Here is a 14,095-nt window from a genome sequence, read left to right as displayed (position 1 = left end):
GTCAGTCCTCCGCGACGGAAACGTTGACGACGTCCTCGATCACCGGGTTGGAGAGGAGCTCTTCCCCGGCTTTTCGAGCTTCCTCGAGGTGACGCTCGGTGATGTCACCCTCGACGGTCAGTTCGAATCTCTTGCCTTGCCGAACCTCGGCGAAGCTGCTCAGCCCGATGTGGGGCAGTTCGCGGGCGATAGCCTTGCCTTGCGGGTCGAGAATTTCTGGCTTGGGCATGACATCAACAATGATCCGGGGCATCCGTCGCTCCTGTACGCGGTTAGGGGTATTCAGGCGCGCGGAAACCGGTGCCGTCTCACGTCGGACGCTAACATCCCGGACGCTCCGCGAGCTTGCTTCCCCAGTCTAACCGGTGAAAGCGACGGTTACGTCCGGACCGCTGCCGACCAGCATAAGGATCAGTTCGTTGCTCTGGGGCCGGCTGATACGGGGAAAGCAGAAAACCCTGCTCGCCGGAGATTGGGATACGAAATCCTGCCGCGACCGCCAAGTGTGTTTTCGGCAGAGTTGTGCCACAGCGCATGGATCGGTCTGAGGTGGCGTCGGTTTCCCCGTAATCTTTTCCGTGGCGTCAATAGCCGCGAGGACGACGGCGTGAGTCACCAGCCGGGCCCGGCACGATGTTTCCCCCCTAGTTACCCGTGATCCGGGTAAGGCATCGCGGCGCGGGAACAAGGCCCTGAGACGGGCGCTGTTCTTCTCGGTATCCGTCTGCCTCGTTGGGTGGTGGTGCCTGATTCGGTGCCGGCACCCCCACCCAACAGCACCCGGCACGGGCTATGACGTGGACCCCCTCCGCGAGGTGACACATCCGTGCTCCCGGTCCCACCTCGCCCCTCGGTCACGGAAGAACACCGAGAAGAACCAGAAGACATCCGAGGAAACTCGCCGTGACGGTTTGTCGAAAACCAAAGAAGCACCCCCCCGACGATGAGGGTGCCTTACCTGGGCAGTCCCGGCCTCTTGGACCAGTCTCGGAGAAGGACCGCCAGGCATCTTCACCGCGAAAGAGACATAACCATTCGAGGTGGGCAGTAGTTGAGTGCTGCCGCGTTAGGCCATTTGCGGCGGTGGACGTCGATGTGGCTGCAGGGTTCCCGACGGGTGAAAGCTCCCCAAACCGCAAGAATGCAGAAGGCGGATCGCATGAACCCGACGATTCTGCGGAAAGCCCGTGGCCGCAAGAGTGTCCAGAATCGGCATCCGTCCGTAATCGAGAACGAGTCGAGTCAGGTACAGGGCAATGAATACTACCGAGAGGAGGGGCGGCGTCCATGTTGCCAAGGTCGCGAAGGTCAACGCACCTGGGATCACAGATCCGGTCGAGGGATGTTTGGACAGCGGTCATTCGAGGACTGAGGATCGGACCGTTCATTCATGCACGAAACGCCATGTTGTGTACAACAGCGCATCGTCGATCATGGCCAAAAACTTCCATCACCCCTGAAATACTAGGAATAAAGCCGTTCTGGACAAAGTGTTGACTCTCATTGGTGACCCCGATTACAGTCTCTACCATGCAACAGGAGATACAGGATGCAATCTGCAAAGCGTGGGAAGCCGCATGGGACCGTGGAGAGGTGGACCGCCTCGATGACATCATGGCGGCCGACTATAGGCGCGCCAGCACCTCGAGCGACACATCCATGACAATGGAGGAGCTCAAAGACGAGATCCGTAGCGTACGAGCAGCTTTCCCGGACCTGACCACCACAATCGACGAGTTCATAGCCAACGACTCCAAGGCCGTCATCTTCTGGACATCGAGGGGCACACATACGGGTGATAGCCTCGACGCCCCCTCCACCAATCTTCCCGTCGTAACGCGAGGATCCAACATTCTCGAAATCGAGAGCGACCTTGTGACCCGCGAGACCGTGACATGGGACCGCGCAGGCTTGTTGGCCGATACCGGAATCAAACAGCTTTCCGCCGCTCACGAACCGTCGCATTCCGAAATTGTGGTCGACACCATGGCCGAGGACCCCGACCACGAAGCCGTCAAAGGATTCAACCGGAAATTCATAACGGGCGTGACGGTCGTAACCACCGGCTCCGGGGACATCGCGAAAGGCCTTGCCTGCAACGCCTATTGCTCGATTTCGTTCGAGCCACCGCTGGTTGTCGTATGTGTCCAGAAGACATCTTCTACGCACCCGGACCTGTTCAAGTCCTCTCATCTTGGCATCAACATCATCGCCAACGATCAGAGCGAAACATTGGCAACATTTGCGTCAAAAGGCGTCGACAAATTCGCGGGCGTCACCTGGCACGAGGGTCCGCATGGTTCACCACTTATCGACGGTTCATCCGCTGCGCTTGAAGCCGAGATCAAAGAGCGCTTCCAGGCCAAGACCCACACGATGTTCATCTGCCGCGTGCGGCACGCAGAAGTAACTGACTCTGAACCAATGGTGTACAAGGCGGGCCGATTTTACGACGGCGCCGACCTTCATGCCCTTTAAACACGACGGCGAGACGTCTCCATCATGACCTGAAAGGATCCGCAATGGCGCGCATCGATGAAAACGGCACGGCCCCCGACCAGGGATATCGAGACAGCCTGACCAAAGTTGAGCCGTACGGCATCGAACACATTCCCGAGGCGGAACGGCACGGAAAGCCGAGTTCCCAGTTTTTTATCTGGTTCGCCGCCGGCATGAACTTCCCCATCATCGTTCTTGGATTCAGCGCAAGCAGCTTGGGCCTGTCTACGAGCGCCTCAATCACCGCGATCCTCATCGCCGCTTTCGTCGGATCCATGTTGATGGGAATCCTCTCCAGGATGGGGGTCCGCCTCGGGATACCGCAGCAAATGCAAGCCCGCGGCACGCTCGGCTTCATCGGCAATATGTTCCCGGTCGCCTACATTAACGTCTTCGCCGGCATAGGCTGGGCAGCCACGACCATCATCCTCGGCGGCAAGGCGATCGCCGAGCTGACCAATGTTCCGTTCTGGGCCTCAGCGCTCATACTTGTTATCCTGCAGCTCGCTGTCGGGTTCGTAGGCTACAACCTCATCCACTACCTTCAGCGAATCTTAGCCATCGTGCTGTTCTTTGCTTTCCTCATCATCAGCATCGTCAGCCTGCAACGAGGAGGAGCACAACTCCACGCGAACCCAGATGCTCCAGGATTCGCCGGCAGCGGTAGTTGGATCATATTTTTCGGCTTTTTCCTGTCATTTCTCATCGCTTGGTTCCCCTTCGCTTCTGATTACTCTCGCTACCTGCCGAATACGAAGGAGACACGCCGCGGTGCAGGTTTCTTCACCGCGTTGGGCAGTTTCGTCACCATTGCCTGGATGGGCATCCTCGGGGTCATCCTTGCTGGCTCGGCCACATCCGAGGATCCAATCACGGCACTGCACTCTCTGATGGGGCCGTGGGCCTTGCCGGGGCTGGGGGCAATTGCGCTCTCCTCGTTCTCGCAGAACTTCCTCAATGTGTACGGCGGCGCAATCTCGATCCAAACCTTGGGCATTCCTATTAAACGCCAGACCGGTGTCGTACTTATCTGCGTTGCCGCCTACCTCGTCGCGTTATGGGGGCAGACCAGCTTTTACGACAGCTTCAAAGTCTTTCTCAACCTGACGGCGTATTTCATCGCGCCCTTCGCCGCGCTTCTGATGTGCGATTTCTATTTCGGCAAACGGGCCAGCAGACAGGGTATTGCCGAGCTATTCGATAGGTCCCGCAAATTCGAATGGGGCTTCGTCGCGTGGGCGGTCGGCGTCATCGGATCATCGCCTTTCTGGATATCCTCCCTCTATACAGGGCCAGTGGCATCGGCATTCCCGCACATCGGTGACTTGACTTATTACGTCGGGGCCGCGATCGCCGTTGTTATATACTTCCTCACCTACGCGCTGCCACGGTTATCGGGCCGGCGTATCACGCCACGTACCGCCGTTAAGTCAGAAAGTGAACAGCCGGAGACGGAACGAGTGACGACAAACTGACATGCTCAAATTATCGCCGAGACTTGTCATCATCGACATGCAACGGGCCTTCCGTGAGGAAACCCAATGGCGCATTCCGCGCTATGACGCTATTGTCCCCGTGATCAACGACCTCATCGAGTCCACTCCGACACCACCTATTGCCACCCGATTCGTCCGCGACCCGGCTGAAGATGGTACATGGCAGGACTACTACGATTGTTGGCACCAGATGAGGCTTGCACCCGACGATGACCAATGGGATATCACCCTCGGCCTGCCGGAGAATGCTCCTGTCATCGACAAGCCCACCTTTGGGAAATGGGGGCCTGAACTGGCTCGGCTCATCCCAGCAGGCCACGAGATGCTGCTCACCGGAGTCGCGACCGATTGTTGCGTGCTGGCAACGGCCATCGCCGCGGTCGACGCCGGTCGTTCCGTCACGGTGGTCTCGGATGCGTGCGCAGCAGTCAATGACGAGGTCCAAGACCGGACGCTAGCGATCCTCGCTCTGCTGTCACCGATGTGCCGCATCGTCAAAGCCTCTGAGCTGGGATAAGGAGTCAAAATCGTGGCCAGCTGTGCAGACCCCAACAAGGAGGCAGAAGATCTTTCCCACGCTGTCCGTGGGCATCGCTCGTGAAGGGCAAAACTTGCCCAGGGTAGGCAAAGACTCCATGTGCAGGGTGGATCCGTACGCCACTTGCCGAAGCGCAGGGAGAGCCGACTGCACCTTTTCGTGGAAAACATGTCTTGCCCGCCGACGAGACAAGCATCGATGCTGAGTCTGCTCGTCGGCCGCTGGGTGTTCATCACGAGGCGGGCATTCCCGCGTCGCGATGGGCCCCAGCTTCGGGTCGAAATGCTGACGCCGCGAACAGCTTCCTTGCCGATGCTGGTAGATCCTAAAGCCACAGCGTGATCACCTGTTGCATGCCAGTAGCCCAGAGGATAAAAAGCTGGAAGGGCTAGCTAGGAGAAAAAAGCCGGAATATCACGGAACATTGCGAGCTCTTGACATCAACGTAACGCAAGTCATAGATTTCATGTATGCAAGAAGCCATGGAGAACCCAGTCCAAAACACAGGTATTGAGGTCCCTTTGCTGGAGAAGGTGCGTCGTCAAGTTATCAACGGACGTTATGGGCCTGGAGACCTCATCCCCGAAATCGTGCTGGCGGAAGAATTCGGGGTCAGCCGCACCCCTATCCGCGAAGTCCTCAAGCAGTTGCAGAACGAGGGGCTGGTGGAGATTCGGCCCCGCGTAGGGACTTTCGTGCGAGAACCGACGCGTCGGGAGATCGTTGAACTTTTCGAACTCAAGGAGTCCCTGGAAGGGTTGGCTGCCAGTCTCATGGCCCGACGCGGCCGGGTCCGAGAGCTCGAGACACTCGAACGCAACCTAGAGGCCTCAGATGTGGCCGCGTCTGAAGGAAACAGCCAATCGTATGCAGAGCTAGTCCACGAATTTCATTGGACTCTGGTACGTGGTGCCGATAACCGGAAGCTGTATGAGACCTACGAGCGACTGATGAACCAGTTGGCATACCACCGCATTGTTGTTGACACGGTGACTCGGCCCGGTCGGCTCAAAGCTTCCGATAATGAGCACCACGCCGTGGTCGAGGCCATCAAACGTAAAGACGCTTTGGACGCAGAGTTCACCATGCGCAATCACGTTCGTGCTTCGAGCCAGGCAGCGTTGGCTCCGACGGACTACCCGCGTCTCACCGAAGCTGGTGCCTTGGACAACACGGAAGAACATTCGCCTACCGTCAGGAGTAGTCCCCATGGCTGTTAACACGGCACCGATAGCTGTCGGTGGGGAGATAGCGACTCGGATCGGTCTCCGCTCGCTCACGACCGTTTGCGATGAATTGCGTCTCGAAGTCGGAATTCCCCTTCAGCGCCCCTTGAGCCAGGCCGCGGCGATCGCGGTCGTGAAAAACCCGTGGCTTGAGCAAGGGACTCCCAACGATCTCGGAGCAGCGGCGGAATTCATCGCACCAGTCCTGGGCAAAATACTCACGGACCAGCTCATCTCATCGTTGGGCGACGTCGAGAATGTCGAGGCCTTCGGCAAAGCCGCTCTGGTGGGAATCGGCGGCGAGCTCGAACATGCAGGAGCGCTGATTCATACGCCGTACTTCGGCAACATTGTCCGCGAATTGTTGGAGGGCACCTCGGTGCTTTGTTTCACCGACGGACGTTCCGCCCCAGGTTCTGATCTACGGGTTCCCTTGTGGCACAAGACTCGGGCGACGTCCAGGGACCACTATCAGACGATGGAAGTCCACCTGCCTGATGCTCCTCGGGCCGATGAGATTTGCGTCATCGCCGCAGCGGCCAATGGCCCACGCCCGTTCCCGCGCCTGGGCGATCGGCAAACTGATCGTCCGATTACCGCCGAAATTCTGAAAGGAATTCTGCCATGAACATTCGGAAAATCACCACTATCACCGAGGAGATCACCAGCGAGGGAGGACGTACTGTGGATCCTCCGGCCCGCGTGGCCGTGGTTGCTGCGGTCATCGAAAACCCGTGGAAAGGTCAGGGATACGTCGAAGACCTGACCGACGGGATCGAAGCCGTCGCTTCCGACCTCGGAGCGGAATTGGCACCGCGAGTGATGAAGGCACTCGGGGCAGATCTGGAGGCTTATGGCAAAGCTGCCATCGTGGGGCTCAACGGGGAGATCGAACACGGGTCGGCCCTGATCCATACTTTGCAGTTCGGCAATCATTTTCGCGATGCTGCTCGAGCGAGCACCTTGTTGCCCGCAGTCGAAAAACGAGCCCCGTCCGGGGCCGTCTTCGACATCCCGCTGAAGCACTTCACTGACGCCAGCATTCGGTCGCATCACCAGACGATCGAGGTACGCGTTGCGGATGCTCCGCATCCGGATGAAATCCTGATCGCGTTGGCCGGCGCTGCCCAAGGACGCCCGCAGCAACGACTGGCGCCGCTGAAAACCGAGCAGTGATCCGGATGGATAAGCCTTCTCATAGCACCGCGGTGGTTCTCCTGCACGGAGTGGGCCTTGACCGGACGGTCTGGTCCGCCGTTGAAGAACAGATGGGTAGACGCCCGACCTTGTCGCTTGACCTTCCAGGTCACGGGGCTCAGCCACCGTTGAAGTCACCAACGACGTTGGCGGAGTTGGCCGACGACGTTCTCAAACGTATGCCCGAGGAACCGGTCCACCTCGTCGGTTTTTCCTTGGGGGCGCTGATCGCCCAGTTGATCGCAGCACGAGACCCTGAACGTCTGGTGACCCTGACCTGCGTGAGCGCGGTTTGCTTCAGGACCCAGGAGGAGTCGACTGCAGTCCAGAAGAGGCTCACTACAGCTCGGAAGGACTTCCGGGCCAGCATGGAACAAGCGGTCCACCGTTGGTTTCCGGGCAACACCGAGGTCAGCTCTTTGCACCGGGACAGGACCTACAAAGTGCTGATGGCAAATGACGTCGAGTCCTATCTTCATGCCTACGCCGTTTTTGCCGGCGGCGACCAAAGCGTCGCACCGAAACTGCCCAAAATTACCGTACCCACTCTGGCCATCACCGGGGAACTGGACACCGGTTCCACCCCGGAAATGACCAACCGGTTGGCAGAAGTCATACCCGATGCCCGGCGACGCATCGTTGCCGGAGTCCGACACATGCTTCCCGCGGAGGCCCCAGGAGAACTTGTCGCGGAATTAAACGAATTCATCAACGAAGCGGAAGGAGCTCATCATGGCTGAGCGTCTCGATCACTTTATCGGTGGAGAACACTACTCTCCATCCAGCGGGACATGGTTTCCCAGCACCAACCCCGCAACCCTGGAAACACTCTACGAGGCAGCTCGCGGCGACGAGGCCGATGTCCGAGCCGCTGTAGAGGCAGCCCACAAAACGTTTAAATCGCCTGAATGGTCTCGGAAAACCCCCACTCAGCGAGGGCACCTCTTGCGACGATTGGGTGATGTGATCGGCGAACACGCTGACGAGCTGGCCCGGTTGGAGAGCGTAGATAACGGCAAACTGTACCGCGAGATGCGAGGCCAGCTCAGGAGCCTACCGGAGTACCTGTACTATTACGGCGGACTGGCCGATAAGGTCCAGGGTTCTCAGATCCCGACCAATTCTCCTGAGGTACTGAACTTCACACAGCGTGAGCCGCTGGGGGTCGTGGGAGCGATCACGCCCTGGAACTCGCCGCTGACCCTTACGGTCTCCAAGCTGGCTCCGGCGCTGGCTGCTGGCAACACGCTAGTGATCAAGCCCAGTGAGCACACGTCCAGAACCATCCTGCGACTAGGTGAACTGGCCGACGAAGCCGGTTTCCCTGCCGGCGCCGTCAACGTCGTAACGGGTTTCGGCGCGGAAGCCGGAGCCGCACTGGTGAATGATCCAAGGCTAGCCAAAATCTCCTTTACCGGTTCCACCCGGACTGGTTCGGCGATCGCTTCATCGGCTGCAGCTCGATTTATCGGCTGCACCCTGGAGCTGGGTGGGAAGAGCCCCAATATTGTCTTTGAGGACGCCGATGTGTCGAATGCTGCCATGGGAGTGATCGCCGGAATATTTGCCGCTGGGGGTCAGACCTGTATTGCAGGTAGCCGTGTTCTTGCGCACCGAAGCATCTACGACGAGCTGGTCGAACGCGTCACCGAACGGGCATCAACAATCAAAATCGGTGATCCTCTAGAAGATGAAACCGAATTGGGTCCGTTGGCCTTTGAGGATCAGCTCAAGAAGGTGCGTTCTTATATCGATATCGGGTCGGAGGAGGGGGCCACGGTTCACTACGGGGGCCAAGACCCCGAAGTGGACCTGCCAGGCTACTTCATTACTCCGACGGTGCTCACCGGTGCAACAAACGAGATGCGGATCTGCCGAGAGGAAATCTTCGGCCCAGTTGCGGCGATCATGCCCTTTGAGACTGAGGAAGAGGCCCTGCGTCTAGCCAATGACACCGACTACGGGCTGGCCGCAGGGGTGTGGACCTCGAACCTGCAACGTGCGATGCGGATGTCGCAACAACTCGACGCCGGAACAGTTTGGCTGAACACCTACAGGGCAATGTCGCCAATGTCGCCCCGAGAAGGATTCAAACAATCTGGCGTCGGAGTCGAGCACGGTCTCGAATCTATGAATGAATACACCCGGCTGAAGAGTATCTGGATCAACACCGATGAAGGTCCTGTCGCCGACCCGTTCGTGATGAGGGGGTAAAGCAATGCCGCTGATCGATATTTCCATCGCCGAAGGGCGCAGTCAGAACCAACTGCGGGAACTGATAGAAGGTGTGCATCGCGTTGCTGAGTCAACTGTCGCCGCCGCGTCGGAAAACATCACCGTCATTGTTCGTGAGGTGCCCCAGGAGCTCTGGTCTCGCAACAACCAAACTATCGCGGAACGGGCGGAAAAGACCGACCTGTCGGTACCGCCTGCCGAGTCTGATGCCAAGAATCGCTGATGTCCAGGGACAGTGACGTTCCTGGAGCAGAGAAGAAGAGGAGGAGAAAGATGCGTTTTTCGCTGTTCATCCATATGGAGCGCTGGGACGAATCGCTGAGCCACGAAGAACACTGGAAGAACTTGGTGGAACTGGTGCGAATTGCCGAGGAAGGAGGATTCGGAACTGTATGGATCGGGGAACACCATTCCACGGAATACACCATCTCACCCAGCCCGATGCCCCAATTGGCATACCTGGCCGCAAAGACTTCGAAAATTCGACTCGGAGCCGGGACCATCGTTGCTCCCTTCTGGAACCCCATTCGGGCTGCTGGGGAAACCGCTCTGCTTGACGTCATCAGCGGCGGCCGAGCTGAGATCGGGATCGCCCGTGGGGCCTACCAGTTCGAGTTCAACCGTTTAGCTGGCGGCATGGCCGGGGCAGAAGGAGGTAAATATCTTCGTGAGCTTGTCCCGGCGGTGCGTAAACTCTGGGAGGGCGACTATGCCCATGAGGGCGAACTATGGCAGTTCCCAGTCTCGACCAGCGTTCCGAAGCCTGTCCAGAAGCCCACCCCACCGATCTGGGTCGCCGCGCGTAGTCCTGAGACACACGACTTCGCTGTGGCCCACGGTTGCAATATCCAAGTCACCCCCTTAATGAAGGGGGATGAAGAAGTCAAAGACCTCAAGGACAAGTTCGACGCTGCAGTAGCCAATCACCCCGAGGTGGAGAAGAAACCGGAAATCATGGTGCTCAAGCACACCTACGTCCACCCCTCCAAGGAACCCGATGGATGGCGGCCGGCCGCGGAAGCGATCAACCGGTTCTACCGGACTTTTTCCGCATGGTCTTTCGGGAAAAAGGATCCGGTGAACGGATTCCTGGAACCAATGCCAGAGGAAGATTTCGCCGAGCGTCCCGAGTTCGACCCAGAAGCCCTTCATCATACTGCGATGATTGGTACACCTGATGAGATCACAGGACGAATTCGTTCGTATGAAGATATGGGCTACGACGAATACAGCTTCTGGACGGACAACTCAATGCCCCATGAGGACAAGAAACGTTCTCTGCAACTGTTTATAGACGAAGTGATGCCGAACTTCGACTAGTCAATATATCGCGTGATGTTTTATGGAGCCCCTCGAACGCAAGCGCTCGAGGGGCTCTTTGGGTGGCGACATGTGTCCCGGCTTGCGAGGTACTGACTCGACAGGTTCACTCCGGTGTGGCGGGCCCCGGAAAGTCGGTTTTCATCTTAATGATCTGTGAAGCCACGTCGTGGGTCTTCTCAAGGCACCGTGGCCGTCAACGGCATGCATCACGAGTAATGAGAGGATCGTTCTGAGCGCTGAGAGTCTGGGCGCTGTTGATCAGCCCGACGAGGCTAAACGCTTGCGGGGTGTTTCCCATGTGCCGATGTGCTTGGGCGTCGTATTCTTCCGACAACAGTCCCACGTCGTTGCGCAACGCCAGAAGACGTTCGAACAGATGCTCGGCTCGCTGGCACTCACCGATCCCGTGCCAAGCGTCTACCAGCCAGAAGCTACAGACCAGGAACGCGTTTTCTCTACCGGATAATCCATCGGCGTTCCCATCCGCGGTGTTGTCATAACGAAGCAAAAACCCATCGCTGTCGAGTTCTTGGGCCACAGCTTCAACTGTCCCGATAATACGAGGATCATCCCAGGGCAAGAACCCAACTCGTGGCAGAAGCAACAAGGATGCATCGAGCCCGTGGGAACCGTAGAACTGGGTGAAGGTATTGCGTTTCGGATCGAAGCCATGCGCGCAGATATCGGCATGAATGGTTTGCGCCAATTGTTTCCAGGAGGCGACGTCCCCGGGCAGTCCTTGCTGTTCGACAGCACGAATGGCACGGTCGACTCCGACCCAAGCCATAACTTTGGAATGAACGAAATGTTGCTTAGGCCCCCGCATTTCCCAGAGCCCATTATCCGGTTCTTGCCAGTGTTGTTGAATCCAGTCGACGAGCGAACGTTGCAGATCCCAGGCGGAATCGCTGGCCTGAAGCCCCGCTTCGCGGGCGAGATGAAGACCATCGAGGGTCTCTCCCCACACATCAAGCTGATGTTGTCCCGCGGCCGCGTTGCCGACTCGTACCGGTCGTGAACCCTGGTACCCGTTGAGCCAGTCCAATGTCATTTCCGGTATGCGTTGAGTTCCGTCCAGCCCGTACAGAATCTGCAGTTTTGACGGGTCACCGGCTACCGCTCGAACCAGCCATTCCCGCCAGGCCAGCGCCTCCTCGGTATAGCCCGTGTTGATCAAAGCCTCGAGGGTAAATGTCGCATCTCGGAGCCAACAGTACCGGTAGTCCCAATTTCGGCTGCCTCCCAGCTGTTCGGGTAGCGAGGTGGTCACTGCGGCAACAATTCCGCCGGTGGGCGCGTAGGTCAGAGCCTTGAGCAGTATCAAGGAACGATGAACTTCCCGGTTCCAGGGGCCGTCGTATGTGCACTGATCAATCCACCGAGACCAGAAACGGGTGGTCTCCTTCAGCGCGTGGCGGGCGCTGATGGCAGCAGGCGGAGGCAAATAAGAAGGCTTATGGGTGAGAACGAAGGCTATCTGCTTACCCGATGAGACATCGAAGGTTGCGTTCAGGGCGCCGGCCTCGTGGCGCAACGGCACATCCGTGCGAACCCAGACTGCGTCTGGACCGGCAACCGCCGCGAATTCTTCTGAGCACGGGGTTCCGGGGGCGTCGTTGCCCGCGTGTATCCACGGGGTGATGCGGCCGTAGTCAAACCGCAAGCACAGTGAGGTGCTCATCTGAACGCATCCTTCGACACCTTCGACAATACGAACTACATTGGCTGCCTCGTCTCGGGGCGGCATGAAGTCGATGACATCTACGATCCCATCTGGCGATTCCCAGCGTGTGCGCAGCACAAGACTGTCGCTATCATAATCACGTCTGCTCAGGCGCGCGTGCCCCTTCGGGGCGAGACTCCAATACCCAGCCGATTCGTCGTCCAAGAGTGCGGCCAAGCAGGCCCGATCATCGAAATGAGGCAGGCACAACCAGTCGATGGAACCATCAAGTCCTACCAGGGCGGCCGTGTGCAGGTCGCCGATCAGTCCATAGTCTTCGATACGTTTTTCGCTCACAAACCCTCCTCATCCAGCAAAACCACGGTCTTGACCTCGTGATCGCCAGAGGCAAATGCGTCGGGGGCCTTCTTGAGCGGAATTCTTCTGGTGATAAGACGCTCGAGCCAACCCAAGTCTGCCTTGGCGAGGACGTGGGCGGCCTGCTTGTAGTGACGAAGGTTGGCGTTGACAGACCCGACAATCGCATCGTTGTCCAACACGATCTCCCGGTTGATGCGGCCGGCGTCAATTTTCAAGGGCTTTCCCGTTCCGGAAACTCCCGTCAGGCACACGATGCCGTAGGGGCCAGTTTCTGCGATGGCATCGAAAATGACCTGCCCGGCCCCGGTCGCTTCAATCACCACATCGGGTCTATGGTGTTTGCTGATCTCCGTGACGCTACTGGTGTGGTAGGTCGCGCCAAGGGCCTCAACGAGATCCGGTTTGGGGCCGTCGGTGAGTTGATCCAGAACATGGACATCCAAGCCTTGCTGAACGCCGATCATGGCCGCTAACAATCCCACTGGACCAGCCCCGGTCACTAACACCGTCTGCGGGGCAAACCAGCTGCGATGGCCGATGCGCTCAACTTGTTCCCAGGCCTTGGCGACGATTGTGGTTGGTTCCAACAGAACCCCTGCTAACCCCAGCCGCGGATCTAGACGGACCGCGAACTCGGGATCTATAGTCCAATGTTGGCTTCCATACCCATCGAGTTGCTTGATCCCTCGCTCGGTGTACCGTCCGTTGCGGCACATATCCCACTGCCCGCGTGCACAAGCTCCACAGGGCACCGGATCCGGGCGGCGTACGACCCCGGCTACGAGGTCTCCCACCGAAAACCCGCTTCCGCTGGGTGCTTGTTCTACCCGTCCCAGTGACTCGTGGCCCAAAACAAGATGCTGCCGCTCATCAGGAGACCAGCCATATTTCCCGTCCACGATCTCTTTGTCAGTCCCGCAGATACCGATCGCGAGACCACGGACCAATAACTCGTTATCAGCAGGACGTGGCTCGGGTATTTCCTCGACACTAGTTGAATCCGATTCACCGGGCTTGACGGTTAGGGCGTACATAGTTCAGTGGTACCCGACTCTGTCCATTCCGTCCACCAGGTGCCTCCCCAACCACAGGACTCTCATCAGATCATCGGCCATCCGTCCATGGCGGGCTGACTCGTATCCACGCCGGAGGCGGGCGGGGCACTACCCCCACTCAGACCTGGTGAGTCACACCGTCGGAATGCCAGGAATGTACGAGGTCCAGTGCTGCGAAAACGGTTTCACTTGACCAAGCAGGCCACCGTGGTTCCGGCTGGAGTGCCCCGGTCAAGGCCCTCGACCGGGCCGGGCTACCTGGTGTAGAGGTGGAATATGAATATTGTCGCCAAACGCATCTATGACCGATCCGGCCACAACGATGGGACGCGGGTGCTGGTCGACAGAGTCTGGCCGCGCGGTATTCGCAAGGAAGACGCCGAACTCGATGACTGGAACAAGGACGTAGCCCCCTCCACCGAGCTGCGCAAATGGTACGGGCACGATCCGGACAAGTTCGACGAATTCTGCCGCCGCTACCG

Annotated in this window: 14 protein-coding genes; 11 read left to right on the top strand and 3 right to left on the bottom strand. The window is 58.4% G+C overall.

Features of this window, described 5'->3' with window-relative positions:
- Position 1 precedes the first annotated feature (1 nt).
- The gene (purS, locus tag EWV35_RS06895; protein ID WP_129659740.1) at positions 2–253 is read right to left on the bottom strand and encodes a phosphoribosylformylglycinamidine synthase subunit PurS; all 252 of its coding nucleotides are present in this window, start codon (positions 251–253) and stop codon (positions 2–4) included.
- 1,277 nt (positions 254–1,530) lie between these two features.
- Between purS and EWV35_RS06890 the strand changes: the two genes are divergently transcribed.
- The 10 genes from EWV35_RS06890 (at position 1,531) to EWV35_RS06845 (ending at position 10,511) form a co-directional block, all read left to right on the top strand.
- The gene (locus EWV35_RS06890) at positions 1,531–2,478 is read left to right on the top strand and encodes a flavin reductase (RefSeq protein WP_129659737.1); all 948 of its coding nucleotides are present in this window, start codon (positions 1,531–1,533) and stop codon (positions 2,476–2,478) included.
- 44 nt (positions 2,479–2,522) lie between these two features.
- Complete coding sequence (locus EWV35_RS06885) at positions 2,523–3,974, top strand: purine-cytosine permease family protein (RefSeq protein ID WP_129659734.1); 1,452 nt, start codon at positions 2,523–2,525, stop codon at positions 3,972–3,974.
- A 1-nt stretch (position 3,975) separates the two neighbouring features.
- On the top strand, positions 3,976–4,512 hold the full coding sequence (locus EWV35_RS06880; protein WP_129659731.1) for a cysteine hydrolase family protein: 537 nt from the start codon (positions 3,976–3,978) through the stop codon (positions 4,510–4,512).
- A 491-nt stretch (positions 4,513–5,003) separates the two neighbouring features.
- Positions 5,004–5,753 carry a GntR family transcriptional regulator gene (locus EWV35_RS06875; protein ID WP_129659728.1) on the top strand — a complete coding sequence of 250 codons (750 nt, stop codon included), beginning with the start codon at positions 5,004–5,006 and terminating at the stop codon, positions 5,751–5,753.
- Positions 5,743–6,387, top strand: coding sequence for an amino acid synthesis family protein (locus EWV35_RS06870; protein WP_129659726.1), 645 nt, complete (start codon positions 5,743–5,745; stop codon positions 6,385–6,387). The genes EWV35_RS06875 and EWV35_RS06870 overlap by 11 nt, the downstream gene beginning before the upstream one ends.
- Positions 6,384–6,935 carry an amino acid synthesis family protein gene (locus tag EWV35_RS06865; RefSeq protein WP_129659723.1) on the top strand — a complete coding sequence of 184 codons (552 nt, stop codon included), beginning with the start codon at positions 6,384–6,386 and terminating at the stop codon, positions 6,933–6,935. The genes EWV35_RS06870 and EWV35_RS06865 overlap by 4 nt, the downstream gene beginning before the upstream one ends.
- A 5-nt stretch (positions 6,936–6,940) precedes the next feature.
- Positions 6,941–7,696, top strand: a complete 756-nt coding sequence (locus EWV35_RS06860; RefSeq protein ID WP_129659720.1) for an alpha/beta fold hydrolase — start codon at positions 6,941–6,943, stop codon at positions 7,694–7,696.
- Positions 7,689–9,170 (top strand): aldehyde dehydrogenase, encoded by a 1,482-nt coding sequence (locus EWV35_RS06855; protein WP_129659717.1) that lies wholly within the window; start codon positions 7,689–7,691, stop codon positions 9,168–9,170. The genes EWV35_RS06860 and EWV35_RS06855 overlap by 8 nt, the downstream gene beginning before the upstream one ends.
- A gap of 4 nt (positions 9,171–9,174) precedes the next feature.
- On the top strand, positions 9,175–9,414 hold the full coding sequence (locus EWV35_RS06850) for a tautomerase family protein (protein WP_129659714.1): 240 nt from the start codon (positions 9,175–9,177) through the stop codon (positions 9,412–9,414).
- Positions 9,415–9,464: 50 nt separating this feature from the next.
- Positions 9,465–10,511, top strand: coding sequence for an LLM class flavin-dependent oxidoreductase (locus tag EWV35_RS06845; RefSeq protein ID WP_129659710.1), 1,047 nt, complete (start codon positions 9,465–9,467; stop codon positions 10,509–10,511).
- Between the two features lie 196 nt (positions 10,512–10,707).
- Here EWV35_RS06845 and EWV35_RS06840 read toward each other — a convergent pair whose 3' ends face one another.
- Positions 10,708–12,534, bottom strand: a complete 1,827-nt coding sequence (locus EWV35_RS06840; RefSeq protein WP_129659707.1) for a glycoside hydrolase family 15 protein — start codon at positions 12,532–12,534, stop codon at positions 10,708–10,710.
- Positions 12,531–13,592, bottom strand: a complete 1,062-nt coding sequence (locus EWV35_RS06835) for a glucose 1-dehydrogenase (RefSeq protein WP_129659704.1) — start codon at positions 13,590–13,592, stop codon at positions 12,531–12,533. Before EWV35_RS06835 ends, EWV35_RS06840 begins: the two co-directional genes overlap by 4 nt.
- A gap of 297 nt (positions 13,593–13,889) precedes the next feature.
- Between EWV35_RS06835 and EWV35_RS06830 the strand changes: the two genes are divergently transcribed.
- Positions 13,890–14,095: DUF488 domain-containing protein (locus tag EWV35_RS06830; RefSeq protein ID WP_129659701.1), on the top strand; the 206-nt coding region annotated here is incomplete at its 3' end.

This window comes from Rothia uropygialis (genome assembly GCF_004137765.1).
Taxonomy (GTDB): Bacteria; Actinomycetota; Actinomycetes; order Actinomycetales; family Micrococcaceae; genus Rothia.
This window is presented reverse-complemented; position numbering and strand designations above follow the sequence as displayed.